The 25,326-nt window shown below is 72.3% G+C and carries 23 protein-coding genes; 17 read left to right on the top strand and 6 right to left on the bottom strand.

From position 1 onward, the window contains the following. Window positions 1-59 precede the first annotated feature (59 nt). Complete coding sequence (locus ACPOLB_RS10255; RefSeq protein WP_425261252.1) at window positions 60-1,571, top strand: glycine betaine ABC transporter substrate-binding protein; 1,512 nt, start codon at window positions 60-62, stop codon at window positions 1,569-1,571. Window positions 1,572-1,597: 26 nt separating this feature from the next. Here ACPOLB_RS10255 and ACPOLB_RS10250 read toward each other — a convergent pair whose 3' ends face one another. Further along, window positions 1,598-2,623, bottom strand: a complete 1,026-nt coding sequence (locus ACPOLB_RS10250) for an asparaginase (RefSeq protein WP_425261251.1) — start codon at window positions 2,621-2,623, stop codon at window positions 1,598-1,600. Window positions 2,624-2,662: 39 nt separating this feature from the next. Between ACPOLB_RS10250 and ACPOLB_RS10245 the strand changes: the two genes are divergently transcribed. From ACPOLB_RS10245 to ACPOLB_RS10210, 8 genes are all read left to right on the top strand, one after another. Then, window positions 2,663-3,487, top strand: coding sequence for a DUF429 domain-containing protein (locus ACPOLB_RS10245; RefSeq protein ID WP_425261250.1), 825 nt, complete (start codon window positions 2,663-2,665; stop codon window positions 3,485-3,487). A 156-nt stretch (window positions 3,488-3,643) separates the two neighbouring features. Next, window positions 3,644-4,954 (top strand): ABC transporter substrate-binding protein, encoded by a 1,311-nt coding sequence (locus ACPOLB_RS10240; protein ID WP_425261249.1) that lies wholly within the window; start codon window positions 3,644-3,646, stop codon window positions 4,952-4,954. A 128-nt stretch (window positions 4,955-5,082) separates the two neighbouring features. Beyond that, window positions 5,083-5,988, top strand: coding sequence for a branched-chain amino acid ABC transporter permease (locus tag ACPOLB_RS10235; RefSeq protein WP_425261248.1), 906 nt, complete (start codon window positions 5,083-5,085; stop codon window positions 5,986-5,988). Window positions 5,989-5,990: 2 nt separating this feature from the next. Then, the gene (locus ACPOLB_RS10230; protein WP_425261246.1) at window positions 5,991-6,935 is read left to right on the top strand and encodes a branched-chain amino acid ABC transporter permease; all 945 of its coding nucleotides are present in this window, start codon (window positions 5,991-5,993) and stop codon (window positions 6,933-6,935) included. Then, window positions 6,932-7,684 (top strand): ABC transporter ATP-binding protein, encoded by a 753-nt coding sequence (locus ACPOLB_RS10225; protein WP_425261245.1) that lies wholly within the window; start codon window positions 6,932-6,934, stop codon window positions 7,682-7,684. Before ACPOLB_RS10230 ends, ACPOLB_RS10225 begins: the two co-directional genes overlap by 4 nt. Window positions 7,685-7,689: 5 nt before the next feature. After that, the gene (locus ACPOLB_RS10220) at window positions 7,690-8,370 is read left to right on the top strand and encodes an ATP-binding cassette domain-containing protein (protein ID WP_425261244.1); all 681 of its coding nucleotides are present in this window, start codon (window positions 7,690-7,692) and stop codon (window positions 8,368-8,370) included. A 43-nt stretch (window positions 8,371-8,413) separates the two neighbouring features. After that, window positions 8,414-9,850 carry an aldehyde dehydrogenase family protein gene (locus ACPOLB_RS10215; RefSeq protein ID WP_425261243.1) on the top strand — a complete coding sequence of 479 codons (1,437 nt, stop codon included), beginning with the start codon at window positions 8,414-8,416 and terminating at the stop codon, window positions 9,848-9,850. A 14-nt stretch (window positions 9,851-9,864) separates the two neighbouring features. Beyond that, entirely contained in the window at window positions 9,865-10,617 is a 753-nt protein-coding gene (locus ACPOLB_RS10210; protein WP_425261242.1) for an SDR family oxidoreductase, read from the top strand. Window positions 10,618-10,621: 4 nt separating this feature from the next. Here ACPOLB_RS10210 and ACPOLB_RS10205 read toward each other — a convergent pair whose 3' ends face one another. The 3 genes from ACPOLB_RS10205 to ACPOLB_RS10195 all read right to left on the bottom strand — a co-directional run bounded on the left by ACPOLB_RS10205 (window position 10,622) and on the right by ACPOLB_RS10195 (window position 13,546). Continuing rightward, the gene (locus ACPOLB_RS10205; RefSeq protein WP_425261241.1) at window positions 10,622-11,287 is read right to left on the bottom strand and encodes a DUF1007 family protein; all 666 of its coding nucleotides are present in this window, start codon (window positions 11,285-11,287) and stop codon (window positions 10,622-10,624) included. Further along, entirely contained in the window at window positions 11,287-12,249 is a 963-nt protein-coding gene (locus ACPOLB_RS10200; RefSeq protein WP_425261240.1) for a cyclase family protein, read from the bottom strand. Before ACPOLB_RS10200 ends, ACPOLB_RS10205 begins: the two co-directional genes overlap by 1 nt. 166 nt (window positions 12,250-12,415) lie before the next feature. Then, a complete protein-coding gene (locus ACPOLB_RS10195; RefSeq protein WP_425261239.1) occupies window positions 12,416-13,546 on the bottom strand; it encodes a zinc-dependent alcohol dehydrogenase family protein in 1,131 nt (376 codons plus the stop codon). 143 nt (window positions 13,547-13,689) lie between these two features. Here ACPOLB_RS10195 and ACPOLB_RS10190 point away from each other — a divergent pair, with 143 nt between their 5' ends. From ACPOLB_RS10190 to ACPOLB_RS10170, 5 genes are all read left to right on the top strand, one after another. After that, window positions 13,690-14,565: an FAS1-like dehydratase domain-containing protein gene (locus ACPOLB_RS10190; RefSeq protein WP_425261238.1), complete on the top strand. Its 876-nt coding sequence runs from the start codon at window positions 13,690-13,692 to the stop codon at window positions 14,563-14,565. 30 nt (window positions 14,566-14,595) lie between these two features. Beyond that, a complete protein-coding gene (locus ACPOLB_RS10185; protein ID WP_425261237.1) occupies window positions 14,596-15,750 on the top strand; it encodes an acyl-CoA dehydrogenase family protein in 1,155 nt (384 codons plus the stop codon). 1 nt (window position 15,751) lies between these two features. Further along, entirely contained in the window at window positions 15,752-16,942 is a 1,191-nt protein-coding gene (locus ACPOLB_RS10180) for a CaiB/BaiF CoA transferase family protein (protein ID WP_425261236.1), read from the top strand. 11 nt (window positions 16,943-16,953) lie between these two features. Then, on the top strand, window positions 16,954-18,327 hold the full coding sequence (locus ACPOLB_RS10175; protein WP_425261235.1) for an MmgE/PrpD family protein: 1,374 nt from the start codon (window positions 16,954-16,956) through the stop codon (window positions 18,325-18,327). 109 nt (window positions 18,328-18,436) lie between these two features. Then, window positions 18,437-19,246 (top strand): HpcH/HpaI aldolase/citrate lyase family protein, encoded by an 810-nt coding sequence (locus ACPOLB_RS10170; RefSeq protein ID WP_425261234.1) that lies wholly within the window; start codon window positions 18,437-18,439, stop codon window positions 19,244-19,246. 7 nt (window positions 19,247-19,253) lie between these two features. Here the strand turns inward: ACPOLB_RS10170 and ACPOLB_RS10165 are convergent, their stop codons facing one another. Continuing rightward, entirely contained in the window at window positions 19,254-20,165 is a 912-nt protein-coding gene (locus tag ACPOLB_RS10165) for a LysR substrate-binding domain-containing protein (protein WP_425261233.1), read from the bottom strand. A gap of 62 nt (window positions 20,166-20,227) precedes the next feature. Between ACPOLB_RS10165 and ACPOLB_RS10160 the strand changes: the two genes are divergently transcribed. The 3 genes from ACPOLB_RS10160 to ACPOLB_RS10150 are packed head-to-tail and all read left to right on the top strand — an operon-like array spanning window position 20,228 to window position 23,621. Further along, window positions 20,228-22,732, top strand: coding sequence for a ligase-associated DNA damage response DEXH box helicase (locus ACPOLB_RS10160; RefSeq protein ID WP_425261232.1), 2,505 nt, complete (start codon window positions 20,228-20,230; stop codon window positions 22,730-22,732). Then, entirely contained in the window at window positions 22,729-23,133 is a 405-nt protein-coding gene (locus tag ACPOLB_RS10155; protein ID WP_425261231.1) for a YkvA family protein, read from the top strand. Before ACPOLB_RS10160 ends, ACPOLB_RS10155 begins: the two co-directional genes overlap by 4 nt. Then, window positions 23,130-23,621 carry a thermonuclease family protein gene (locus ACPOLB_RS10150; protein ID WP_425261230.1) on the top strand — a complete coding sequence of 164 codons (492 nt, stop codon included), beginning with the start codon at window positions 23,130-23,132 and terminating at the stop codon, window positions 23,619-23,621. The genes ACPOLB_RS10155 and ACPOLB_RS10150 overlap by 4 nt, the downstream gene beginning before the upstream one ends. Window positions 23,622-23,651: 30 nt before the next feature. Here ACPOLB_RS10150 and ACPOLB_RS10145 read toward each other — a convergent pair whose 3' ends face one another. Beyond that, window positions 23,652-25,259 (bottom strand): ABC transporter substrate-binding protein, encoded by a 1,608-nt coding sequence (locus ACPOLB_RS10145; RefSeq protein WP_425261229.1) that lies wholly within the window; start codon window positions 25,257-25,259, stop codon window positions 23,652-23,654. Window positions 25,260-25,326: the final 67 nt, after the last annotated feature.

The raw sequence follows: 25,326 nt of genomic DNA, 5'->3' as shown, positions 1-25,326 counted from the left end.
GCCGCGCGGGGCCGGCGCGGCGGACAATGGGCCGATCCCCGCCACGGCCGCTCCCGCCCATGACCACGTCCTGCCTGCGCCGCCTGTCGATCCTGGTGCTGTGGCTGCTGGTCGGCGCGCCGGTGCTGGCGGCCGAGCCGCTGGTGGTGGGCTCCAAGCGCTTCACCGAGTCGTACATCCTCGGCGAGATCGTGGCGCAGACGCTGGTGGCCGCCGGCACCCTGGCCACGCACCGGCAGGGCCTGGGCAACACCGGCATCCTGGCGCAGGCGCTGGCCAGTGGCGCGGTGGACGTGTACCCCGAGTACACCGGCACCATCGTGCGCGAGTTGCTGCAGAAGGACGGCAACCCGACGCTGGAGCAGCTCAATGCCTGGCTGGCGCCGCGCGGGCTGAAGGCCGCGGTGCCGCTGGGCTTCAACAACACCTACGCGCTGGCGATGCCCGAGGCGCTGGCCGAGCGGCTGGGCGTGCGCAGCATCTCCGACCTGGCGCGCCACGCCACGCTGCGGCCGGGCCTGAGCCACGAATTCCTGGTGCGCGCCGACGGCTGGCCGGCGCTGCGCCGCGCCTACGCGCTGCCGCAGGCCGGCGGCAGCGGGCTCGACCACGGCCTGGCCTACACCGCGCTCGCGGCGGGGCAGGTGGACCTGATCGACGTCTACAGCACCGACGCGCAGATCGGCCGCGCCGGGCTGCGCGTGCTGCAGGACGACCGCGGCTTCTTCCCCAAGTACGACGCCGTGCTGCTGATGCGCAGCGGCGTCGACGTGACACCGCTGCTGCCGCTGGCCGGGCGGCTGGACGAACGCACGATGATCGCGCTGAACGCCGAGGTCGAGCTCGACGGCCGCAGCTTCGCCGACGTGGCGCGGCGCTTCCTGGCGGGTGGCGCAGCGGCGCAACCGCAGCAGGCGCAGCAGCAGCCGACGGCGCAACCGCCAGCACGCCAGAGCTTCGCCGACCGCCTGTTCGCGCCCGACCTGGCGCGGCTGACGCTGCAGCACCTGGCGCTCGTCTTCGGCTCGCTCGCGCTGGCCGTCGTCGTGGGCGTGCCGCTGGGGCTGTGGGCCTGGCGCCGTCCGCGGCTGGCCGGGCCGCTGCTGGGCCTGGTGGGTGTGCTGCAGACCGTGCCGTCGCTGGCGCTGCTGGCGGTGCTGATCGCGCTGCTCGGGCGCATCGGCTTCGTGCCGGCGCTGCTGGCGCTGTTCGTCTACGCGCTGCTGCCCATCGTGCGCAACACGCATGCAGGCCTGCAGGGCGTGCCGGCGGGGCTGTCGCTGGCGGCGCGGGCGCTGGGCCTGACACCGGCACAGGCGCTGCGCGCGGTGGAACTGCCGCTGGCCATGCCGGTGCTGTGGGCGGGCGTGAAGACGGCGGCCGTCATCAACGTCGGCACCGCCACCGTGGCGGCCTTCGTCGGTGCCGGTGGCTACGGCGAGCGCATCGTCGCCGGGCTGGCCGTCAACGACAGCGACGCGATGCTCGCCGGCGCGCTGCCGGCGGCCGTGCTGGCGCTGCTGGTGCAGGGCCTGTTCGGCTGGATCGAGCGCCTCGGCCGGCCGCGGTGAGCGGCCCCCGCGGCGCGGTGCGTGGATCAGTCCAGCGCCGCCGCCAGCCGGCCCACGGCGATGCCGTTCCAGTTGTGCAGCGGCATGTCGGCCAGGCCGGCGACGAAGCCCCGCTCGGCGTCGTCGAGCCGCACCAGGCGCGCGATCAACGCGGCCATCACGACCTCGCAGCCGCGCGCGGTGTTGCCGTCGTCCATCTTGATCGCGACGCCCAGACCGGCCTCGGGCAGCGCCGCGCAGTACACGCCTTCGGCGCCGACCTTGCAGAACACGCGGGCGCCCAGGCGTTCCATCACGCGCGTGTCGAAGCGGCCCGTGCCCGCCACCTGGAACGGCGCCGCGGCCACCGCCGCACGCAGCCGCCGCGCCGCGGCCGCATGGCCCGGGCGCAGGCCCTGGCCAGTGCCCACGCGTGCGAAGGCCAGCGCCAGGTGGCGCAGCGGGATCGCGTAGGTCGGGATCGAACAGCCGTCGGTGCCGACCGCTGCATCGGCGAGGTCGTAGCCGGTGCTGGCCTGCAGCGCCGCCGTCACCTCGCGCATCACCGGGTGCTGCGGCTGCACGTAGCCGCGCAGGAAGCCGCGTGCATCGCCGCTGCCGGCCATGTGGCAGCCCAGGCAGACGAAGCCGCTGTGCTTGCCCGAGCAGTTGTTGTGCAGCGCGGTGGGCGTCTCGCCGCGCGCGGCCATCTCGCGCTGCGTCACGTCGCGGTAGGGCCAGTGCGCGCCGCACTCCAGCGCCTGCACGTCCACGCCGGCCTGCGCCAGCATCGCCGCGGCGGCGGTGGTGTGCGCGGGCTCGCCGCCGTGCGAGGCGCAGGCCAGCGCCAGCTGCGCGTCCGTCAGGCCGTAGCGCTCGGCCGCGCCGCTGTCCACCAGCGGCAGCGCCTGCAGCACCTTGACGGCGCTGCGCGGGAAGATCGGACGGTCGATGTCGCCGGCGCTGCTGTGCAGCGTGCCGTCGGCGTCGACCACGGCCCAGGCGCCGCGGTGCGCCGACTCGACGATGCCGCCGCGCCAGGCCTGGGCGAGGATGGGGTTGCTCGTGTGCATGCCACGACTGTAGCGCCGGCCCTGCACCACAATGCCGCGATGCCCGTGCACACGATGCAGCCGCTGTGGGGTGTGGACTTCAGCAGCGCACCCACGAAGAAGAAGCCCATCACCGTGGCCCGCGGCCGGCGCGCCGGCGACGTGCTGCGCCTGGACGGCCTGGACGCGCTGCCCTCGCTGGCCGGCTTCGAGGCCCTGCTGGCCACGCCCGGGCCGTGGTTCGGCGCCTTCGACTTCCCTTTCGGCCTGCCGCGCGGCTTCGTTGATGCGCAGGCCCTGGGCGACAGCGCCGCGGCCGTGAATGCCGCGCTGCGCGCGCGCTGCGCCACGCGCATGGACTTCCGCGCGCTGGTCGACGCCTGGGGCAACACGCAGCCCGCCGGGCAGCGTCTGCTGCACCGCGCCACCGACGGCGCCATGCCCGGGATCCGTTCGTCGAGCCCGCTGCAGACACGCTACGTGCCGGTGGGCTTCATGTACTTCGAAGGCTTCTCGCGCCTGCTGCAGGCCGGCGTGCACCTGCCGCGGCTGCACGCGGGCGACCCCGCGCGCGTGGCGGTGGAGGGCTACCCCGGGCTGCTGGCCTTCGAGCTGATCGGCCGGCGCTCCTACAAGAACGACGACAGCGCCGAGCGGCTGATCGCGCGCAAGGACATCGTCGACGCGCTGGAGCAGGGCCGCACGCGGCTGGGCCTGCGGCTGAAGCTCACGCACGCGCAGCGCGAGGCGCTGGTCGACGATGCCTCGGGCGACCGGCTGGACGCCGCGCTGTGCCTGCTGCAGGCCGGCTGGGCCAGCGCGCAGCCCGAGGGCGGCCTGCCCGCGCACACCGACCCGGTGGAAGGCTGGATCGCCACGGCCTGAGCGCGCTGCGCGCACCGTCGGTGCAAGCCCGGACTTCCATTTTCAGGAAGTCGTGGTTTCGCAAAGTCGAATAGGGCTGCGCCCCCTGCGTTGGCACACTCGCAGCCGCACTGCAAGGCCCAGGTCGCCACCGGCCGCAGACAACCAGGAGACATGATGAAGCGCTTCCTACTCAGCAGCGCGGTCGCCGCGCTGGCGATGGTGCATGGCGTTGCCGCCGCGCAGGACAAGCCGGCCGAGCTGAAGATCGGCATCACCACCTTCACCTCGGGCGCCGCGTCGGTGTTCGGCGTGCCGGCCAAGGCCGCGGCCGAGATGCTGATCGACGACATCAACAAGGCCGGCGGCATCGGCGGCGCGAAGGTCGTGCCGACCTTCATCGACGAAGGCATCGGCGGCGACAAGCTGCTGTCGGAGTACCGCCGCCTGGTGCAGGAGCAGGGCGTGCGCACGATGCTCGCCTCCATCTCCAGCGGCAACTGCAACATCATCGCGCCGGTGGCCGAGGACCTGAAGGTCCTGAACGTGATGTGGGACTGCGGCACCGAGAAGATCCTCGAGGCCAAGCGCTACAAGTACGTGGTGCGCACGCAGGCCAACGCCACCACCGAGATGGTGGCCACGGTGCTGTACCTGATGAAGCACCGACCCGACTTCAAGACCGTGGCCGTGGTCAACCAGGACTACGCGTGGGGCCGCGACTCGTGGGAGATCTTCATCAACACGCTGAAGGTCTTCAAGCCCGACGTGCGCGTGGTGGCCGAGATGTTCCCCAAGCTCGGCGCCTCGGACTTCTCGACCGAGATCTCGCGCCTGCAGGCGCTGCGGCCCGACGTGGTGCTGAACACCAGCTGGGGCGGCGACCTCGACACCTTCGTGCGCCAGGGCGGCCAGCGCGGCCTGTTCAACAGCGGCGCCACCTACGTGATGCCGCTGATCGAGAGCTCGCTCGAACGCCTGGGTGCCGCGGTGCCGGCCGGCATCATCGCCGGCGCGCGCGGCGACCACTACTGGGCCCACCCCGAGACGCAGAACGACCCGAAGCACAAGGACTTTGTCGCCCGCTTCAAGGCCAAGACCGGCGCCTACCCGATCTACCCCGCGTACCACATGGCGCAGGCGCTGTTCGGCCTGAAGACCGGCTACGAGGCGGCGATGAAGGCCAACGGCGGCAAGTGGCCCGCGCCCGAGCAGGTGGCCGAGGCGATGCGCACGATGAAGTTCAAGGCCTACGGCCGCGAGATCACGATGCGCGAGGACGGCCAGGGCCTGGAAGCGCAGCTGCTGGGCGTGACCAAGCGCGACCCGAAGTACCCGTTCGCCGTCATCGACCAGATGGTGCTGGTGCCGGCCGAGCTGGTGACCACGCCCGCGGGGCAGCAGTCGCCGACCTGGGTGAAGTCGATCAATCCGTCGCTGGCGCGGGTGCTGAGCACCGAGCAGTTCAAGACCCACCCCTTCAAGTAGCACCCGTCTTCCTGCTGCGCGGGCACATCCCGGGCCTGCGCGGCTCGCCGTACGGGAGTACGGCTGCGCTGCTCGGCCCGGGCTGAGCCCGCTCGCGACGGAATCCGGGCGCTACTTGTGAACTGCTCATGGAACCTGCTCTGATCGCCCTGGCGCTGATGGACGGCGTGTCGTACGCGGCACTGCTGTTCCTGGTGGCGCTCGGCCTGACGCTGATCTTCGGCGTCATGCGCATCCTCAACATCGCCCACGGCAGCCTGTATGCCTGGGGCGGGTACTTCGCGGCCACGCTGGGGCTGGCCATCACCGGCTTCGCGCTGCCGCCGTGGCTGGCGCTGCCGGCGCTGTTCGTGGCGGCCATCGTCATCGGCGGGCTGCTCGGCACGGTGCTCGAGTTCGCGCTGCTGCGCCGCATCCTCGACAAGGACCCGATCCTGCAGCTGCTCGTCACCTTCGCCGCCTTCATGGTGCTGGAGGACCTGCAGCGCCTGATCTGGGGCGTGCAGCCGGTGTTCGTCTCCGACGTCGTCAACCAGCTCGGCACGCTGGAGGTGGCCGGCGTCACCTACACACGCTACCAGCTGCTGGTGCTGCCGGCCGTGGCGGTGGCGGCGTTCGTCGGGCTGCGCTGGTTCCTGGGCAGGACGGCGCTGGGCCGGCAGGTCACGGCCGTCACGCACCACCGCGAGATCGCCACCGCGATGGGCGTCAACACGCACCGCGTCACGTGGCTGACCATCGCGCTCGGCGGCATGCTGGGCGCCCTGGGTGGTGCGCTGGCCTCGCCCACCACCTCGTTCACGCCGGGCATCGGCGCCGACATGATGGTGCTGTCGTTCGCGGTGGTCGCGACCGCGGGGCTGGGGCAGATCGGCGGCGCGGCGATCGCGGCGCTGATGATCGGCCTGGCACGTTCGTTCTCGATCTACCTGATGCCCGAACTGGAAGTGCTGATGCCCTACCTGATCATGGTCGCGGTGCTGCTGATCCGGCCCGAAGGCCTGTTCTCGACCGTCGCGACGCGGAGGATCTGAGCATGGCCGCCTCGCTCCGACTTCCGATGCTCGTGGCCGTTCTCGTGGCCGCGGTGCTGGCCGTCACCCAGGCCGAACCGTGGATGAAGACGCCGGTGCTGCTGGCGCTGGCCAACGGCATGGCGGTGGCCGGCGTCATCGTGCTGGTGCGCGCCGGGCAGGTGTCGTTCGGCCACGCGCTCTACGCCTGCCTGTCGGGCTACGCGGTGGCCTTCGCCGGCCGCGCCTGGCATCTCGATGCGCTGCTGCTGATCGCGCTGGGCACGGTGGCGGCGGCGCTGGCCGGCGCGCTGATCGGCCTGTTCATGGTGCGCTACCGCGGCATCTTCTTCGGCATGCTGAACCTGGCGTTCTCGATGGTGCTGTTCTCGGTGCTGGGCAAGTTCGGCGGCGTCACCGGCGGCACCGACGGCCTGCGCTTCGACCGCCCCACGTTCGGCGGCGTGCCGTTGGAACGCGAAGGCTTCGAGACCGCGCTGCTGGTGCTGGCGCTGGCGCTGGCGGTGGTGGTGGGCTGGCTGGTGATGCGCTACTTCGCCAGCGTCAACGGGCAGGCGCTGGCAGCCATCAAGACCAACGAGACGCGGCTCGAGTACCTGGGCATCTCGGCCAAGCGCGTGTTCTGGGGCGGCTACGTGCTGTCGGCCACGCTGTGCGGGCTGGGCGGCAGCGTGTTCGCGCTCACGCAGGGGCTGGTGACGCCCGAGATGGGCTACTGGGTGCGTTCGGGCGAGATCGTCTTCATCGCCATCCTCGGCGGCTCGGGCCATGCCCTGGGCGCCTTCATCGGGGCCTTCGTGTTCGAGTTCGTCAAGCTCTATGCCGCAGCGCTGCTGACCGGCGCCTGGCAGATGGTGCTGGGCCTGGTGCTGATCGTGATGGTGTTCGTCGCACCCACCGGCATCTTCGGCCTGTTCGAGAAGAAGCTGCGCGGAGCCAAGGCATGAGCGGCGCACCCCACGGCCTGCTCAGCACGCGCGGCCTGTCGCTGGCCTTCGGCGGCGTGGTGGCGGCCGACGGCATCGACTTCGACCTCGCCGCCGGCGAGCGCCTGGCGGTGGTGGGCCAGAACGGCGCCGGCAAGACCACCTTCATCAACATCTGCACCGGCTACCTGAAGGCCGATGCCGGGCAGGTGTTCTTCGACGGCCGCGAGGTCACGGGCCAGAGCCCGCGTGCGATCACGCGGCTGGGCGTGGGCCGGTCGTTCCAGCTGCCGCAGGTCTTCGGCGAACACACGGTGCGCGAGTGCATGCTGATCGCGGCCTCGTCGGTGCAGCGCCGCGGCGGGCTGTGGCGGCCGCTGGCCGCCGCGGTGGACGCCGACGAGGTGGACGCCACCATCGAACTGCTGCAGCTGCAGGACCGCGCCAACGACCTCGCCAGCGCACTGCCCGAAGGCCAGCGCAAGCTGCTCGACGTGGCGATGGCCCTGGTGCTGCGGCCCAAGCTGATGATCATGGACGAGCCCACCAGCGGTGTCTCCACCGACGAGAAGCACGGCCTGATGGCGGTGCTGATGCAGGCGCTGGACGAGCGCCAGGTGACCAGCATCTTCGTCGAGCACGACATCGACATCGTGCGCCGCTACGCCACGCGGCTGGCGGCGTGGATCGCCGGCAAGGTGGCCGCCGATGGCGCGCCGGAAGAAGTGCTGCGCGACCCGTTGGTGATCAAGAACGTGATTGGGGAGTGACCGCCATGCTCACGCTCGAAAACGTCTCCACCACCATCGCCGGCATCTCGGTGCTCCGCGGCATCTCGTGCCAGCTGCAGCGTGGCAGCACGGTGGCCGTCGTCGGCCGCAACGGCGCCGGCAAGACCACGCTGCTGCGGCTGATCATGGGCTTCCGCGAAGGCCACGCGGGGCGCGTGCTGCTCGACGGGCAGGACCTGGCCACCGTGCCGGCGCGGCTGCGCGCGAAGCTGGGCATCGGCTATGCGCCCGAGGACCGCGTGATGTTCCCCAGCTTCACGGTGGAAGAGAACCTGCGCTTCCCGTGCGAGGTGATCGGCATGCAGCGCGCCGCGGTCGACGAACGCCTGGCCGAGACGCTGACCATCGTGCCCGAGCTCAAGCCCATGCTCGCGCGCTCGGGCGCCGCGCTGTCGGGCGGGCAGGGCAAGATGGCCGCGCTGGGCCGCGCCGTGATGGCGGGCGAGCGCCTGGTGCTGCTGGACGAACCGTTCCAGGGCCTGGCCCCGGTGCTGGCGCAGCAGTACGCGGCCTCGCTGCACCGCATGCACCAGGTGCGGCCCGAGCTGTGCGTGGTGGTCACCGAGTCCAACCGCAGCCTGCTGCGCGACATCCCGACCGAGACGCTGGTGCTCGAACGCGGCGAACTGCAGCGCGGCGAGGCCGCGGCCGCCGCGATCCACTGAAGCGCTGCATTCCTTCTTCCCTTCGTTCTTCGGAGAGCCACCCATGGCCCAGCACTTCATCCACGGCGCGTGGCAACCCGCCGCCAGTGGCGAGACCCTGCCCGTCATCGACCCGTCCACCGGCGAGGTCTTCGACACGCTGGCACGCGGCGACGCGCGTGACGTCGACCGCGCGGTGGCTGCCGCGCGCGCTGCGCTGCGCGGCCCCTGGGGCCGCATGACGGCCACCGAACGCGGCCGCATCCTGCTGCGCATGGGCGCGCTGATGCTCGAGCGCGCCGAGGAACTGGCGCAGCTGGAGGCACGCGACACCGGCAAGCCGCTCTCGCAGGCACGCAACGACATCACGGTGGCCGCGCGCTACTGCGAGTTCTACGGCGGCGCCGCCGACAAGCTGCACGGCGCGCAGATCCCCTACCTCGCCGACTACCACGTGGTGGTGCTGCGCGAGCCCTACGGCGTCACCGCGCACATCCTGCCCTGGAACTACCCGGCGCAGATGTTCGGCCGCTCGGTGGTGCCGGCGCTCGCGATGGGCAACGCCGCGGTGCTGAAGCCGTCGGAGGACGCGTGCCTGACGCCGCTGGCCTTCTGCGACATCGCCACGCAGGCCGGTCTGCCCGCGGGCGCGCTGAACGTCGTCACCGGCCTCGGCGAAGAAGCGGGTGCGGCGCTCACCGCGCACCGCGACATCGACTTCGTCACCTTCACCGGCAGCCCCGAGGTCGGCACGCTGGTGCAGAAGGCTGCGGCCGAGCGCACGCTGAAGGTGGTGCTGGAACTCGGCGGCAAGAGCCCGCACATCGTCTTCGACGACGCCGACCTGGAGCGCTGCGCCACGTTCGTCATCAAGGCCATCACGCAGAACGCGGGCCAGACCTGCTCGGCCGGCAGCCGGCTGCTGGTGCAGCGCAGCGTGTACGAGCGCTTCGTCGGCCTGGTGGCGCAGAAGTTCGCTGCCAGCAGCGCGGGCACGCCGCAGCAGGACCGCGACTGCGGCCCGCTGATCAACGCCGCGCAGCAGCAGCGTGTGCAGGGCTTCATCCGCCGCGCCAAGGACAGCGGCATCCCGGTGCTGGCCGAAGGCCGCATCGCCGACGGCGTGCACCCGGGCGGCTTCTACGTCGCGCCGACGCTGTTCGGCCCGGTGCCGCGCGACCACCAGCTCGCCTGCGACGAGGTCTTCGGCCCGGTGCTGGCGGCGATCCCGTTCGACGACGAGGCCGACGCGATCGCGCTCGCCAACGCCACCGACTTCGGCCTCATCGCCGCGGTGTGGACACGCGACGGCGGCCGCCAGACGCGCGTGGCCAAGGCCATGCACTGCGGCCAGGTCTACATCAACGCCTACGGCGCCGGCGGCGGCGTGGAGCTGCCGTTCGGCGGCGTCAAGCGCAGCGGCCACGGGCGCGAGAAGGGCTTCATGGCGTTGGAGGAGTTCTGCACGGTGAAGACGGTCGTGCAGTACCACGGTCAGTGAATCAGGAGCACAGCATGAGACTCAAGGACAAGATCGCCATCGTCACCGGCGCGGCCAGTGGCTTCGGCGAAGGCATTGCGCAGCTGTACGCGGCCGAAGGGGCCAAGGTCGTGGTGGCCGACATCAACGGCGAGGGCGCAGCGAAGGTCGCCGCCGCGATCGGCCCCCATGCCATCGGCGTGCGCTGCGACGTGACGAAACGCGCCGACATCGACGGCGTCGTCCAGGCCACGCGCGCAGCCTTCGGCGGCCGCATCGACATCGTCGTCAACAACGCCGGCTGGACGCACAAGAACGGCCCGCTGCTCGACGTGGACGAAGCGACCTTCGACAAGGTCTACGACATCAACGTGAAGAGCATCTTCCACATGGTGCACGCGGTGGTGCCGCTGATGCGCCAGCAGAAGAGCGGCGTGATCCTGAACGTGGGCAGCACCGCCGGCATCCGGCCGCGGCCCGGGCTCACCTGGTACAACAGCTCGAAGGGCGCCGTGAACCTGATGAGCAAGTCGCTCGCGGTGGAGCTGGGCCCGGACAACATCCGCGTCAACGCGATCTGCCCGGTGATGGGCGTCACCGGGCTGCTGGAGCAGTTCATGGGCATGCCCGACACGCCCGAGAACCGCAAGAAGTTCCTGGCGACGATCCCGCTGGGGCGGCTGTCGACGCCGCTGGACATCGCGCGGGCGGCGCTCTACCTGGCCAGCGACGACGCCGAGTTCATCACCGGCGTCGAGTTCCCGGTGGACGGCGGGCGCACCGTCTGACGCGCTAACACAGCAGCTCGGCCCGGCCGGCCCCGAGCTGCGGCGTGGCCGTGGCCGACGCCGCCACCTGCTCGGCGCCCAGTGCGCCCGCGGCCCGCGCCGCGGCGGTGAGGGCGGCGGCTTCGGCCGCGGCGTCGCGCGGGCCGTCGAGTTGCACCGCGCAGGTCGCCCCTGTTGCGGACACCGCCGGCCCGGCAACGTCGCCGGCGAATTCGCCCACCCAGTACCAGACCGGGTCGCGGCAGGCCAGCGCCCAGGGCGTGCCCGGCGGTGCGGCCACGGGCGCGGTGGGCGCCAGCGTCAGCGACAGCTCCAGCCGCCCGTCGTCGCGCTGCCGCCACGTGGCCGCGCGGTCGTCCAGCGCCACGGCGGCTTCGGCACCGGCGGCACGCAGGTCCAGCATCCAGCCCGAGTGGCGGAACAGCCCCAGCAGCAGGCTGCGGAACTGCAGCACCGCCTTCGGCAGCGGCTCGGCCGCGCCGACCTGCAGCCGCTCGGCCAGCGCGGCCGACGAGGCCGCGTCCAGCGTCAGCCGCTGCGCCACCCAGACCAGCCGGCCGCCCTCGATCCCCAGCTGCACCTGGCAGGCCAGGCGGCCGTGCGGATGGGCCGCGGCGCCGCCAGCCGCCAGCAGCAGCGCCGCAGCCGTTGCCGTGGCGCCGCGCCGCATCAGCGGACCGCCACCGGGTTGATGATGGCCTGCACGCCGCCCGTGAAGCGCGACGCACCCAGCGTGAACATGAACTCCCAGGCCTTGTCCTTCACCAGCTCGGCGGTGTCGATGTTCTCCAGGATGTAGATGCCGTTCTTCGCGATCAGGATCTGGTGCACCTCGAACACGCCCACGCCCGGCTCGAACGGAATCGCGTCCAGCCCCCACGTGTCGGCGCCCACGGCCACCACCTGCTTGCTCGCGAGGTACAGCGCGCCGTCCTTGCCCAGGCCGGGTTCGCCGCTGATGAAGCGCTTGTCGTCCTTGCCCACCAGCGCCTGCCAGCCGGTGTGGAAGAGCACGACGTCGCCCTTGCGGATCTCGATGCCCTGCTTCTTCGCCTGCTCGTCGATCTCCTTGCGGTTGAACACCGTGCCCTCGGGCAGCGGGTTCTTGCCGAAGTAGCTGGCCATGTCCAGCACCACGCCGCGCGTCACGATGCCGGGCAGGTTCTGGATGCCCAGCTTGGTGAGGCCGTTGGCCTGCACGAACTCGGCGTTCTTGTTGCAGTTGTAGTAGACGTTGTCGACACCGATGTGGCCCAGGCCGTCGATCTGCGAGCCGGTGCCCACATAGCCCATGTAGATGTCGTCGTTGTAGTTGGTCTTGGTGGGGCCGAGGCCGCCGCCGCCCACCTGGCCCGGCTGGTTGATCACCAGCGCCCAGCTGCGCGGGCCGAAGGCGGGGGTCTTGGAGTTGGTCTCGACGCCCAGGCGGTAGACCTTGCCGGTCTTCACCAGCTTGGCCGCGGCCAGGGCCATCTCGGGCGTCAGCAGGTTGGCCGCGCCGATCTCGTCGCTGGGGCCGTACTTGCTCTTGCACCAGTCGTTCTGCGCATGGGCGGCGCCGGTCAGCACGGTGGCGCAGGCCAGGGTCGCCAGCGGGCGCAGCAGGCGCGTCCAGCGGGGTTGGAAGCTCATCGGGTTCTCCTCACGGATCGAGGGCCGGCGCGTCACATGCGCCCGACGGGCTTGTCTCCTCTGGTTGATGGCGCCGGCGCCCGTCGGTGCCGGTCGATGATCGGCCGTCTGCAGCGGCCGGGTGTTCGTTTTCGTGAAAGCGCGGGTTTGCCCGCTCCCTGGATGGTCAGAACAGCACCACGTCGCGCAGCGCCTGGCCCGCTGCCAGGCGGTCCAGGCCGCGGTTGATGTCGTCCAGCGCCAGCTGTTCGCCCATCAGCCGGTCCACCGGCAGCCGTCCGCGGCGGTACAGGTCGATGTAGCGCGGGATGTCGCGCGCCGGCACGGCCGAGCCGATGTAGCTGCCGCGCAGCGTGCGTTCCTCGGCCACCAGTTGCACCGGCGGCAGCGCGAAGCGCTTGTCCGGATGCGGCAGGCCGGCGCTGACGGTGCTGCCGCCGCGGCGCGTGATCTTCCAGGCCAGTTCCATCGCCGGGATGGCGCCGGCCATCTCGAACGCGAAGTCGACGCCGCCCTGGGTGAGCGCACGCACCTGCTCGGCGGCGTCGGGGCTGGCGGCGTTCACGGTGGCCGTGGCGCCGAGCGTGCGGGCCAGCGCGAGCTTGCTCTCGCTGAGGTCGATGGCCACCAGCGCGCGCGCCCCGCTGGCCGCCGCGGCCAGCAGCGCCGAGAAGCCCACGCCGCCCAGCCCCAGCACGGCCACCGTGCTGCCGGCCGTGACCCGGGCGGTGTTGATCACCGCGCCCACGCCGGTGAGCACCGCGCAGCCGAACAGCGCCGCCTCGGCAGGCGTCAGGTCGGCGTCGACCTTCACGCACGAGCGCCGCGACACCACGCACTGCTCGGCGAAACACGAGACGCCGACGTGGTGGTTCACGTACGCACCATCCAGCCGCAGCCGGCGCGTGCCGCCCAGCAGCACACCCGCCCCGTTGGCCGCGGCGCCGGGCTCGCACAGCGCCGGGCGGCCTTCGGCGCAGGGCATGCAGCCGCCGCAGCTGGGCATGAAGACCATCACGACGCGGTCGCCGGGCGCGAGGTCGGTGACGCCGGGGCCGCATTCGAGCACCTCGCCCGCGGACTCGTGGCCGATCACCATCGGCAGCGGGCGTGGCCGGTCGCCGTTGATGACCGACAGGTCCGAGTGGCACAGCCCTGCGGCCGTGACGCGCACGCGCACTTCGCCGGGGCCGGGCGGGTCGAGCTCGAGCTCCAGGATCTGCAGCGGGCGGCTCTGCGCATACGGGGCTGGCAGGCCCATGGCCTGCAGCACGGCGGCGCGGATTGTCGTCGTCATCGCGGGGTCTCCTGGTGGCTTGCTCGGGTGCGGCGCAGAGTCTAGGCACCCGCCGCGGGCTGCGGCTTCGATTGCATGAAAGACGTGCTTCCCGAAAGCCGAATTGCCGCGGCCTGCACTTGCGCGCAAGCTGCCGCCCCACGATGAGCATCCCCACTCTCGCCGAACAACTCGTGCACTGGCGCAGCTGGATCGGCCGCACCGAACAGCGCGGCGACCTCGTCACCGCCGCGCCGCTGCACGCGCTGGCGGCCACGCTCGACCGCGACGACCCCGAGCCGCTGCCCGGCGCCGACGTGCCGCCGCTGGCGCACTGGCTGTACTTCCTGCCGGCGGCGCGGGCGCGCGACATCGGGCCCGACGGCCACCCGCAGCGCGGCGGCTTCCTGCCGCCGGTGCCGCTGCCGCGCCGCATGTGGGCCGGCGGCCGGCTCGACTTCCACCACCCGCTGCAGGTGGGCGACGAGATCACGCGCCGCTCGCGCATCGCGCACGTCGACGCCAAGGCCGGGCGCAGCGGCCCGCTGGTGTTCGTGACCGTGCGGCACGAGATCAGCAACGCCCGCGGCCTGGCCGTCGCCGAAGAGCACGACATCGTCTACCGCGAGGCGCCGGCGCCGGATGCGCCTGCTCCGGCAGCGCAGCCCGCGCAAACCGCACCAGGAGACGCCAGCTTCGCGCGCGAGATCGTGCCCGACCCGGTGCTGCTGTTCCGCTACAGCGCGCTCACCTTCAACGGCCACCGCATCCACTACGACCGCCGCTACGTCACCGAGGTCGAGGGCTACCCCGGTCTCATCGTGCACGGCCCGCTGATCGCCACGCTGCTGGCGGACCTGCTGCGCCGCGAGCGCCCGCAGGCGCGGCTGCGGCACTTCGCCTTCACCGCGCTGCGGCCGGTCTTCGACATCCACCGCTTCCACGTCTGCGGCCGCGACGACGGCAGCTCCACCTACGCGCTGTGGGCGCGCGACCACACGGGCCAGCTGGCGATGCGCGCCGAAGCCCGAACCGCCTGAACCGACTGACGGCCGACCGCCGACCGACCCATGACCGACGAGCAGTACCCCGACATCCGCGACGGCGTGCGCGCGCTGTGCGCCGGCTTCCCCGCCGAGTACCACCGCCGCATCGACGCCGAGCGCGGCTACCCCGAAGCCTTCGTCGACGCGCTCACGCAAGCCGGCTGGCTGGCCGCGCTGATCCCGCAGGCGTACGGCGGCTCGGGCCTGGGCCTGGCCGAGGCCAGCGTGATCATGGAAGAGATCAACCGCAGCGGCGGCAACGCCGGCGCCTGCCACGGCCAGATGTACAACATGGGCACGCTGCTGCGCCACGGCTCGGCCGAACAGAAGCAACGCTGGCTGCCGCCGATCGCGCGCGGCGAACTGCGGCTGCAGAGCATGGGCGTGACCGAGCCCACCACCGGCACCGACACCACGAAGATCAAGACCACGGCCGTCCGCAAAGGGGACCGCTGGGTCGTCAACGGCCAGAAGGTCTGGATCAGCCGCGTCCAGCACAGCGACCTGATGATCCTGCTGGCGCGCACCACGCCGCTGGCCGACGTGCAGAAGAAGAGCGAAGGCCTGTCGATCTTCCTCGTTGACCTGCGCACGGCGATCGGCCAGGGCCTCACGGTGCGGCCGATCCCGAACATGGTCAACCACGAGACCAACGAGCTGTTCTTCGAGAACCTGGAGATCCCGCACGAGCACCTGATCGGCACCGAAGGCCAGGGCTTCAAGTACATCCTCGACGGACTCAATGCCGAGCGCACGCTGATCGCCGCCGAGTGCATCGGCGACGGCCGCTGGTTCATCGACAAGGTCAGCGCCTACGCGCGGGACCGCGTGGTCTTCGGCCGCCCCATCGGCCAGAACCAGGGCGTGCAGTTCCCGATCGCCGAGGCGCACATCGAGGTCGAGGCCGCGGACCTGATGCGCTGGGAGGCCTGCCGCCGCTTCGACGCGCAACTGCCCTGCGGCGCGCAGGCCAACATGGCCAAGTACCTGGCGGCCAAGGCCAGCTGGGAGGCGGCCAACGCGGCCATCCAGTTCCACGGCGGCTTCGGCTTCGCCTGCGAATACGACGTCGAGCGCAAGTTCCGCGAGACCCGGCTGTACCAGGTGGCGCCGATCTCGACCAACCTGATCCTGTCCTACGTGGCCGAGCACATCCTCGGCCTGCCGCGGAGCTTCTGACATGCGTCCGCTCGAAGGCGTCACCGTGCTCGCGCTCGAGCACGTCATCGCCGCCCCCTTCGCCACGCGCCAGCTGGCCGACCTGGGCGCGCGCGTGATCAAGATCGAACGCACCGGCGGCGGCGACCAGGCCCGTGGCTACGACCGCCGCGCGCGCGGCCTCAGCTCGCACTTCGTCTGGACCAACCGCGGCAAGGAAAGCCTCACGCTCGACCTGAAGCAGCCGGCGGCGCTGCAGGTGCTGCAGCGCCTGGTGGCCCGCGCCGACGTGCTGGTGCAGAACCTGGCGCCGGGCGCCGCCGCGCGCATGGGCATGTCGCACGCCGCCTTGCAGGACGCACACCCGCGCCTGATCGTCTGCGACATCAGCGGCTACGGCGACGACCCGGCCCACCCCGGCCCGATGCGCGACAAGAAGGCCTACGACCTGCTGATCCAGAGCGAGGCCGGTTTCCTGTCGGTCACCGGCACCCCCGACGAGCCCGCGAAGGCCGGCGCCTCGGTGGCCGACATCGCCGCCGGCATGGTCGCGTACAGCAGCATCCTCGCGGCGCTGATCCAGCGCGGCCGCACCGGGCGCGGCTGCCGGCTCGACGTGTCGATGCTGGAGGCGATGGTCGAGTGGATGAGCTTCCCGCTGTACTACGCGCTCGACGGCGCCGAGCCGCCGCCGCGGGCCGGCGCCGCGCACGCCACCATCTACCCCTACGGCCCATTTGCCGCCGGCGACGGCAAGACCGTGATGCTGGGGCTGCAGAACGAACGCGAGTGGCAGGCCTTCTGCGACAAGGTGCTGCAGCAGCCGGCGCTGGCGCGCGACCCGCGCTTCGACTCCAACCCCAAGCGGGTGGAGTCGCGTGCGGCGCTGCGCGCCATCGTGCTGGACGTGTTCGCGCAGCTCACGGCAGCGCAGGTCATCGAACGCCTGGAAGCGGCGCAGATCGCCAACGCCCGGCTGAACACGATGGCCGACGTGTGGCAGCACGAACAGCTGCTGGCGCGCGGCCGGCTGGTGCAGGCCCCCAGCCCCAGCGGCCCGCTGCCGGTGTTCCGTGCACCGGGGCTGCCCGACGACTTCGAACCCCAGGTCGGTGCCGTGCCGGCCGTGGGCGAACACACCGACGCGCTGCTGGCCGAGCTGGGCTACGGCGCCGACGAGATCGCCGCGCTGCGTGCTGCCGGCGCGGTCTGAAGGACGCCTGCATGACCGACACCCACCCCAGCCCGCACCCGAGTCGTGCGCTGGCGCACTTCGCGGCCACGCTGCAGCACGCGGACATCCCCGCGCCGGTGCTGCGCCGCACCGAAGACCTGTTCCTCGACTGGTTCGCGTCTGCGCTGGCCGGCAAGGGCGCGCGGCCGGTGGAGGCGCTGGCGCGCTTCTGGCTGGCGCAGGGCCCGGCCGACGGCGCGAGCGAGGTGCTGATCCACCGCCGCGGCAGCAGCCCGCTGGTGGCCGCGGCCATCAACGCCGCGGCCTCGCACTTCGCCGAGCAGGACGACGTGCACAACGGCTCGGTCTTCCACCCTGCGGCGGTGGTGTTCCCGGCCGCATTCGCCGTGGCGCAGGCGCTGGGCCGCAGCGGGCGCGAGCTGCTGGTGGCCAGCGTGGCGGGCTACGAGGTCGGCATCCGCGTCGGCGAGTTCCTGGGCCGTTCGCACTACAAGGTGTTCCACACCACCGGCACCGCGGGTTCGGTCGCTGCGGCCGCCGCGGTGGGGCGGCTGCTCGAGCTGACGCCGCAAACGATGCTGCACGCCTTCGGCAGCGCCGGCACGCAGGCCGCGGGGCTGTGGGAGTTCCTGCGCGACGCGGCCGATTCCAAGCAGCTGCACACCGCGCACGCCGCCTCCACCGGCCTCGCCGCGGCCTACCTGGCCGCCGACGGCCTGACCGGCGCGCAGCACATCCTGGAAGGCCCGCAGGGCATGGCCGCAGGCATGTCCAGCGATGCCGATGCCACGAAGCTGGTCGACGGCCTGGGCACGCGCTGGGCCACGGCCGAGACCTCGTTCAAGTACCACGCGTCGTGCCGCCACACCCACCCGGCGGCCGACGCGCTGCTGCAGGTGCTGCGCACGCACGCGCTCGGCACCGACGACATCGAGCGCGTGACCACGTTCGTGCACCAGGGCGCGATCGACGTGCTGGGCCCGGTGACGGACCCGCAGACCGTGCACCAGGCCAAGTTCTCGATGGGCACGGTGCTGGCCATCGCCGCGCTGCACGGCCATGCCGGCCTGGGCGAGTTCGACGCCGACTACCGCGCCGCGCGTGTGCAGGCCTTGCGCGACCGCGTGCACATGGTGCTCGACGCCGAGGTCGACGCCGCCTACCCGGCGCGCTGGATCGGCAAGGTCGAGGTGCTGACGAAGGACGGGCGCGTGCTGCACGGCCGCGTCGACGAACCCAAGGGCGACCCCGGCAACACGCTGAGCCGGCCCGAACTGGAGGCCAAGGCGCTGAAGCTCGCGACCTACCGCGGCGGCGCCAGCGCGGCCGAGATGCAGGGCGTGATCGCGCGCGTGTGGGCGCTCGACGGCGCCGTGCCGCTGGGCGCGTGGCTGTCTGCGTGAGACACCCTGTGTCCACCGCCGCATCGCGGGCCGAGCGCCGGGCCGCTCCCAAGCCGGCCCGCATCCCCTTGGGGGATCGGCCGACGTACCCGTCGGACGAGGGGTGCACGTGAGCCGCGCCTGGCTCTTCGTACCCGGCGACCGGTCGGAGCGGTTCGACAAGGCGCTGGCCGCGGGCGCCGACTGCGTGATCGTCGATCTGGAGGACGCCGTCGCCCCCGACGCCAAGGCCCGCGCGCGGGCGGCGCTGGTGGCTTGGCTGGCGGCGTTCGCCGGGTCTGCCACCTGCCGCGTGGCCGTGCGCCTGAACGCCGCCGACACCGCGTGGTTCGCCGACGACCTGGCCGTGCTGGACCAGCCGGCGCTGCAGGCGGTCGTGCTGCCCAAGGCCGAAGACCCCGCGGTGCTGGCGCTGCTGGCCGCGCGCCGGCCGGGCCTGGCGCTGGTGCCGCTGGTGGAGTCGGCCGCGGGGCTGGCAGCCGCGCGGGCGCTGGCGGCCGCTCCCGGGGTGGAGCGGCTGGCCTTCGGCCACCTCGACTTCCAGGTCGACCTCGGCCTGCGCGACGCGAGCGAGGACGACCTGCTGCCGTTCCGCTGCGAGCTGGTGCTGGCCAGCCGGCTGGCGCGCATCGCGCCGCCGCTGGACGGCGTGACGACGGCGCTGGACGCGCCCGAGCGCCTGGCTGCCGACGTGGCGCGCGCGCGCCGCCTGGGTTTCGGCGGCAAGCTCTGCATCCACCCCAGGCAGGTGGCCGGCGTGCGCGTGGGCTTCGCGCCGGCCGCGGCCGAGGTCGCCTGGGCGCAGCGTGTGCTGGCCGCAGCCGCCGCGTCGGGCGGCGCGGCGCTGGCGGTGGACGGCAAGATGGTTGACCGGCCGGTGCTGCTGCGCGCCGAGGCGATCCTGCGCGACGCGGCCTGAGCCGGGGCTACGCCGCCTGCACCCCCGCGCTGCGCGCGTCTTCCACCAGCAGGTCCACCAGGTCGCGGCCGAAGGGCGGCAGCGCCTCGAGCTGCCGCACCACGACGAACTGCCGCCGCAGCGACCAGTCGTCCTGCAGCGGAACGATGCGGATCGCCAGCCGCTCGGCGTGCCGCTTCGCCGACGACAGCGGCACGATGCCGACGCCGATGCCGGCTTCGATCATGCGGCAGGCGGTCTCGAAGTTGCCGACCTCGATGCGCATGCGCAGCGTGCGGTGCACCGCGCCGCTGACCTGGCGCAGGAAGGCGTGGATCGCACTCGCTTCGTGCAGGCCGACGTGGTCGTGGTCCAGCGTGCGCGTGAAGGGCACGCTGGGCTCCTGCGCCAGCGGGTGGTCCTGCGCCACCACCAGCACCAGGCTGTCGCTGCGGTACGGGATGGCCTGCAGCGCCTCGGTGCGCACCGGGCCCGAGACGATGCCGATGTCGATCTGCCCTTCGCTGACCGCGCGCACGATGTCGTGGCTGAGCCGCTCGCGCAGGTCGATGTTGACGTCCGGGTGCGCGCGCAGGTAGGCGCTGAGCACCGGCGGCAGGAACTCCGACAGCGCCGTCGTGCTGCCCGCGATGCGCAGGTGGCCCTTGATGCCCTTGGCGTATTCCTGCATGTCGCCGGTCAGGTTCTCCAGCTGCGCCAGCACCGTGCGCGCGTGGTGCACGAAGGCCTGGCCGGGCGGCGTCAGCGTCACGCCCTGGCTGGTGCGGTACAGCAGCTTGGTGCCCAGGCTCTCTTCCAGGTTCTTGATGCGGGTGCTGGCGGCGGGCAGCGACAGGAACGAGGCTTCCGCACCGCGCGTGAGGCTGTTGGCCTCGGCGATGCGCACCATCAGGCGGAGGTCGACCAGATCGAAGTGCATGGGCCGGCATTGTCCGGTGTCGCACGCTGCAGGCCCAGCCCTTGTGGCCAACAATCGGGTCCGTGAGCCTGAAGACCCCTGCCCGCCTGCCGACCCTGCAGACGCCACCCGATGCCGAAGCCTGGTTCGCAGCGCGTGGCTGGCAGCCCTTCGACTTCCAGCGCCAGGTGTGGGCCGCGATGGCCGCCGGCCGCAGCGGCCTGCTGCACGCCACCACCGGCAGCGGCAAGACCTACGCCGTGTGGATGGGCGCGCTGGCGCGGGCGCAGTCTGGTGCGGGCCTGCAGGTGCTGTGGCTGACGCCGATGCGCGCGCTGGCTGCCGACACCACGCGGGCGCTGCAGCTGCCGCTGGAGGCGATGCGCCCGGGCTGGACCGTGGGCATGCGCACCGGCGACACGCCCAGCGCCGAGCGTGCGCGCCAGGACCGGCGCCTGCCGGCCGCGCTGGTCACCACGCCCGAGTCGCTGAGCCTGCTGCTCACGCGCGAGCACGCGCACACCGAACTGCGCGGCGTGCACACGGTGATCGTCGACGAATGGCACGAGCTGGTGGCCAGCAAGCGCGGCGTGCAGGTGCAGCTGGCGCTGGCGCGGCTGCGGCGCTGGAACCCGCAGCTGGTGGTGTGGGGGCTGTCGGCCACGCTCGGCAACCTGCACGAGGCGATGGACACGCTGGCCGGGCCCGGCGCGCTGCTGGTGCAGGGGCGGGTCGAGAAGACACTGGTCATCGACACGCTGCTGCCGGCCGAGCCCGGCCGCTTCAGCTGGGGCGGCCACCTGGGCGCGCAGATGCAGCAGCCGGTGGTGGACGAGATCGCGCGCTCGGCGACCACGCTGGTGTTCACCAACACGCGCAGCCAGGCCGAGATCTGGTACCAGCTGCTGCTGGAGGCGCGGCCCGACTGGGCCGGCCTGGTGGCGCTGCACCACGGCTCGCTGGACAAGGGCACGCGCGCGTGGGTCGAGGCCGGGCTGAAGGGCGGGCAGCTGAAGGCGGTGGTGGCCACCTCCAGCCTGGACCTGGGCGTGGACTTCCTGCCGGTCGAACGCGTGCTGCAGATCGGCAGCGCCAAGGGCGTGGCGCGGCTGCTGCAGCGCGCCGGCCGCAGCGGCCACGCGCCGGGCCGGCCCAGCCGCGTGACGCTGGTGCCCACCAACACGCTGGAGCTGGTGGAAGCCGCCGCCGCACGCGCGGCCGCGCTGGCCGGGCAGGTGGAGCCGCGCCACGCGCCACAGCAGCCGCTGGACGTGCTGGTGCAGCACCTGGTGACGGTGGCGCTGGGCGGCGGCTTCGAGGCCGACGCGCTGTACGCCGAGGTCTGCACCGCGGCCTCGTACCGCACGCTGCCGCGCGCGGCCTTCGACTGGGCGCTGGCCTTCGTCGAACGCGGCGGCGACAGCCTCACGGCCTACCCCGAATACCACCGCGTGGCGCTGGTCGACGGCCTGTGGCGCGTGCCCGACCGCGGCATCGCCAAGCGCCACCGGCTGTCCATCGGCACCATCGTCAGCGACGCCAGCATGCAGGTGAAGTGGCTGTCGGGCGGCACCATCGGCACCATCGAGGAAGGCTTCATCGCGCGGCTGAACAAGGGCGACTGTTTCGTCTTCGCCGGCCGCGTGCTGGAGTACGTGCGCACGCAGGACATGGCGGCCTACGTGCGCCGTGCCACCAAGCCCAAGGGCGTGGTGCCGTCGTGGGCCGGCAGCAAGATGCCGCTGTCCAGCGAGATGGCCGATGCCGTGCTGGCACTGCTGGACGGCGCGGCGCAGGGCCGCTTCGACAGCCCCGAGCTGCAGGCCGCGATGCCGATGCTGCAGACGCAGGCGCGGCTGTCGCACCTGCCGCAGCGCGGCCGGCTGCTGGCCGAGCGCTACACCTCGCGCGAAGGCCACCACCTGTTCCTGTACCCGTTCGCCGGCCGCAACGTGCACATCGGGCTGGCGCAGCTGCTGGCCTGGCGGCTGGCGCGCACGCAGCCCAACACCTTCTCGCTCAGCGTCAACGACTACGGGCTGGAGATCCTGGCCGCGCAGCCGCCGGACCTGTCGGCCGACGTGCAGGCCGCGCTGTTCGACACCGGGACGCTGCTGGACGACGTGCTGGCCAGCCTGAACTCGGGCGAGCTCGCGCAGCGGCGCTTCCGCGAGATCGCGCGTGTGGCCGGGCTGGTGTTCAGCGGCTACCCCGGCGCGCCCAAGAGCCTGCGCCAGGTGCAGGCCAGCAGCAGCCTGTTCTTCGAGGTCTTCCGCAAGTACGACGCCGGCAACCGGCTGCTCGGCCAGGCCGAGACCGAGGTGCTGTCGCAGGAGCTTGAATTGCAGCGCCTGGCCACCACCTTGCAGACGATGGCACGCCTGCAACTCGATCTGGTCGACCTGGCCGCACCCAGCCCCTTCAGCCTGCCGCTGATGGTGGAGCGGCTGCGCGAGCAACTCAGCACCGAGAAGCTGAAGGACCGCCTGGAGCGCCTGCTGGCCGACGGCGAGGCCGCGCTGCAGGGGCCGGGGCCCACCGCGCCCGGCAAGGCCGCCGCGCCACGCCGCCGGAGCCGCCGCGCATGAAGCGCCTGGGCCGCCTGTTCAAGGCCGCCAACGCGGCACGCCTGAAGGTCTACCTGCTGGCGCTGTGGAAGCTGTTCAAGCACCCCGAGACCCCGCGCAGCGTGCGCTGGGTGGTCATCGCCGTGCTGGCCTACGCGCTGAGCCCGATCGACCTGATCCCCGATTTCATCCCGGTGCTGGGCCTGCTCGACGACCTGGTGCTGCTGCCGCTGGGCGTGGCGCTGGTGGTCAAGCTCACGCCGCCGGCGCTGTGGCAGGCGCGGCTGCGCGAGGCGGAGGCCGGGGCGGGCCAACTGCCGCGGCTGCTGTGGGGAGCAGTTCTCGTTGTCGCCGTCTGGCTGGTGTTGGTGGGCGGGCTGGTGTGGTGGATGATCCGGGCGATGTCCGGAGCCCCCGCATGACACCCCTGTTCTCCACGCTGGCCGGGGCTGCCCTGGCCCTGTCCACCGCGGCTGGCGTGGCCGCCGGCCCGGCGCCGCTGCAAGGCACCGTGACCGAGGTCTACGACGGCGAGACCGTGCTCGTGCAGCCGGTCACGGGCCCGGCCTTCCAGCTCCGCCTGGCGGGCATCGATGCGCCCGAGAGCTGCCAGGACTGGAGCGCGCAGGCCAAGGAAGCGCTGACCGAGTGGGTGCGCGACCGCCTGGTGACGCTGGAGACCGTGGGCCGCGGCGAGCCCAGCCGCAAGCAGGGCAAGCTGGTGCTGGAAGGCGCCAACATCAACGCGCGCATGGTGTCCGAGGGCCACGCCTGGAGTATCCGCACCCGCTGGGACCAGGGGCCCTACGTGAAGCAGGAGCGCCAGGCCAAGGCCCTGGGCCGCGGCCTGCACGGGCAGGGCAGTGCGGTGATGCCCAGCGAGTTCCGGCGCACGCGCAAGTGCCCCTGAGCACGTGCCCTTGACGTCGCCGGCCGGCGGCTACTTCATGCGCACCCAGCGCAGTTCGATCGAGTCGCTGGGCCACTGCACGGCCGAGACGTTCTTCGCCATCGCCCAGGTCAGCGTGCGGCGGTACAGCGGCACGTAGGGCAGTTCCTCGGCCAGCATGCGCAGCACCACGGCCACCATCGCGCGGCGGCGCGTCAGGTCGGGCTCGACCCGCATGGCGTCGATCAGCGCATCGAGCTTCGGGTTGCTGTAGCGACCGGCGTTGAAGGTGCCGAGGCCGCCCGCGGCGTGGGTGCGGAACAGCGCGTTCAACGAGGCCCAGGCGTCGATCTGCGGTGTCCAGCCGAATTCCACGAAGGCCGCCGAGCCCTGCGTGAGCTTCGGGAAGAACTGGTTCGTCGGGCTGCTGCGCAGCGTGGTGCGGATGCCCACCTGCGTCAGCATCGCCGCGGCGGCCTGGCACACGCCTTCGCGCCAGGCGATGTTCACGCAGTCCAGCGTGATGCTGAAGCCGTTGGGGTAGCCGGCTGCGGCCAGCAGCGCGCGCGCCTTCGCCGGGTCGTGCGGCAGGCGCCGGTCCAGCTCGGCCGGCGAGCCGTCCACGCGCGGCGACAGGAAGGCGCCGGTGGGGATGCCCTGGCCGCGCAGCACCTTCTGCACGATGAGGTCGATGTTCAGCGCGTGGTAGACGGCCTGGCGCACGCGCAGGTCCTTGAAGGGGTTGCGGCCCTTCACGTCGCTGCCTTCCAGCTCGTCGCGGGCCTGGTCGAAGGTGAAGTACTGCTGGCCGAGGTCGGCGATCTGCAGCAGGCTGATGCGGCCGTCGCGCTTCAGGCGCTCGATGTCCTGGAACGGCGGGTCCAGCACCATGTCGACCTCGCCCGAGGCCAGCGCCGCGAGCCGCGTGGCGTCGGACTTGATGACGGTGAACACCACCTCCTGCACGTTGCCGTGGCGCTTGCCGTCGGCCCAGCCCCACCAGCCGGGGTGGCGCTCCAGCACCGCGCGCACGTCGGGTTCGTAGCGCTTGAGCCTGTACGGGCCGGTGCCGTTGGCATTGCGCACGGCGTGCGTCTCCTGCTTCGCGTTGAAGTCCTGCGCCTTCGTCACGCCGTGCTGTTCGCTCCAGGCGCGGCTCATCATCGCGATGTACTGCAGCTTCTCGGGCAGCACCGCGTCGGGCTGCTCCAGCTGCAGCTCGATGGTGAGCGCGTCGATCTTCTTCACGGCGGTCACGCCCTTGAGCTGGAACGAGCGCTGCGACGGCGGCGCCAGCGCGCGCTGCAGCGAGAACACGGCGTCGTCGGCGGTGAAGGCGCTGCCGTCGTGGAAGCGCACGTCCGGCCGCAGCTTGAAGCGCCAGCTGGTGGGCGTGGGCATGGTCCACGACAGCGCCAGCGCCGGCTCGAGCGCGAACTTCTCGTCGCGGCCCACCAGCGACTCGTAGAGCTGGAAGGCCACGCGCGTGTGGTACAGCAGCGCCAGCGCCTGCGGGTCCATCGTCTGCGGGTCGAAGGCGGTGGCGATGCGCAGCGTCTTGCCTGCGGCCGGCGCCTGTGCCAGCACCGGGGAGGCGGCCAGGGCGAGCGTGATCGACAGCAGGGCGCTCAGGCGGCGCAGCAGGCGCAGGGGGGTCATCGGCAGGTCCTCGGAAGGCGGAAGCCGCCGATTGTGCGCAATCCGCGCCGTGGTCTGCAGGCTGCTG

The sequence above is a fragment of the Rubrivivax soli genome (assembly GCF_049810355.1).
In the GTDB taxonomy this organism is placed as follows: domain Bacteria; phylum Pseudomonadota; class Gammaproteobacteria; order Burkholderiales; family Burkholderiaceae_C; genus Rubrivivax.
The sequence above is the reverse complement of the archived record's forward strand: the minus strand, read 5'-3'. Positions and strand labels throughout refer to the sequence as shown.

Coding starts and splice junctions, on each gene's coding strand:
- ACPOLB_RS10250 (WP_425261251.1), bottom strand. CDS start 2,623: ATGCACACGAGCAACCCCATCCTCGCCCAGGCCTGGCGCGGCGGCATC.
- ACPOLB_RS10155 (WP_425261231.1), top strand. CDS start 22,729: ATGAAGCGCCTGGGCCGCCTGTTCAAGGCCGCCAACGCGGCACGCCTG.
- ACPOLB_RS10195 (WP_425261239.1), bottom strand. CDS start 13,546: ATGACGACGACAATCCGCGCCGCCGTGCTGCAGGCCATGGGCCTGCCA.
- ACPOLB_RS10185 (WP_425261237.1), top strand. CDS start 14,596: ATGACCGACGAGCAGTACCCCGACATCCGCGACGGCGTGCGCGCGCTG.
- ACPOLB_RS10240 (WP_425261249.1), top strand. CDS start 3,644: ATGAAGCGCTTCCTACTCAGCAGCGCGGTCGCCGCGCTGGCGATGGTG.
- ACPOLB_RS10175 (WP_425261235.1), top strand. CDS start 16,954: ATGACCGACACCCACCCCAGCCCGCACCCGAGTCGTGCGCTGGCGCAC.
- ACPOLB_RS10190 (WP_425261238.1), top strand. CDS start 13,690: ATGAGCATCCCCACTCTCGCCGAACAACTCGTGCACTGGCGCAGCTGG.
- ACPOLB_RS10220 (WP_425261244.1), top strand. CDS start 7,690: ATGCTCACGCTCGAAAACGTCTCCACCACCATCGCCGGCATCTCGGTG.
- ACPOLB_RS10180 (WP_425261236.1), top strand. CDS start 15,752: ATGCGTCCGCTCGAAGGCGTCACCGTGCTCGCGCTCGAGCACGTCATC.
- ACPOLB_RS10225 (WP_425261245.1), top strand. CDS start 6,932: ATGAGCGGCGCACCCCACGGCCTGCTCAGCACGCGCGGCCTGTCGCTG.
- ACPOLB_RS10245 (WP_425261250.1), top strand. CDS start 2,663: ATGCCCGTGCACACGATGCAGCCGCTGTGGGGTGTGGACTTCAGCAGC.
- ACPOLB_RS10235 (WP_425261248.1), top strand. CDS start 5,083: ATGGAACCTGCTCTGATCGCCCTGGCGCTGATGGACGGCGTGTCGTAC.
- ACPOLB_RS10165 (WP_425261233.1), bottom strand. CDS start 20,165: ATGCACTTCGATCTGGTCGACCTCCGCCTGATGGTGCGCATCGCCGAG.
- ACPOLB_RS10150 (WP_425261230.1), top strand. CDS start 23,130: ATGACACCCCTGTTCTCCACGCTGGCCGGGGCTGCCCTGGCCCTGTCC.
- ACPOLB_RS10215 (WP_425261243.1), top strand. CDS start 8,414: ATGGCCCAGCACTTCATCCACGGCGCGTGGCAACCCGCCGCCAGTGGC.
- ACPOLB_RS10255 (WP_425261252.1), top strand. CDS start 60: ATGACCACGTCCTGCCTGCGCCGCCTGTCGATCCTGGTGCTGTGGCTG.
- ACPOLB_RS10210 (WP_425261242.1), top strand. CDS start 9,865: ATGAGACTCAAGGACAAGATCGCCATCGTCACCGGCGCGGCCAGTGGC.
- ACPOLB_RS10200 (WP_425261240.1), bottom strand. CDS start 12,249: ATGAGCTTCCAACCCCGCTGGACGCGCCTGCTGCGCCCGCTGGCGACC.
- ACPOLB_RS10205 (WP_425261241.1), bottom strand. CDS start 11,287: ATGCGGCGCGGCGCCACGGCAACGGCTGCGGCGCTGCTGCTGGCGGCT.
- ACPOLB_RS10145 (WP_425261229.1), bottom strand. CDS start 25,259: ATGACCCCCCTGCGCCTGCTGCGCCGCCTGAGCGCCCTGCTGTCGATC.
- ACPOLB_RS10230 (WP_425261246.1), top strand. CDS start 5,991: ATGGCCGCCTCGCTCCGACTTCCGATGCTCGTGGCCGTTCTCGTGGCC.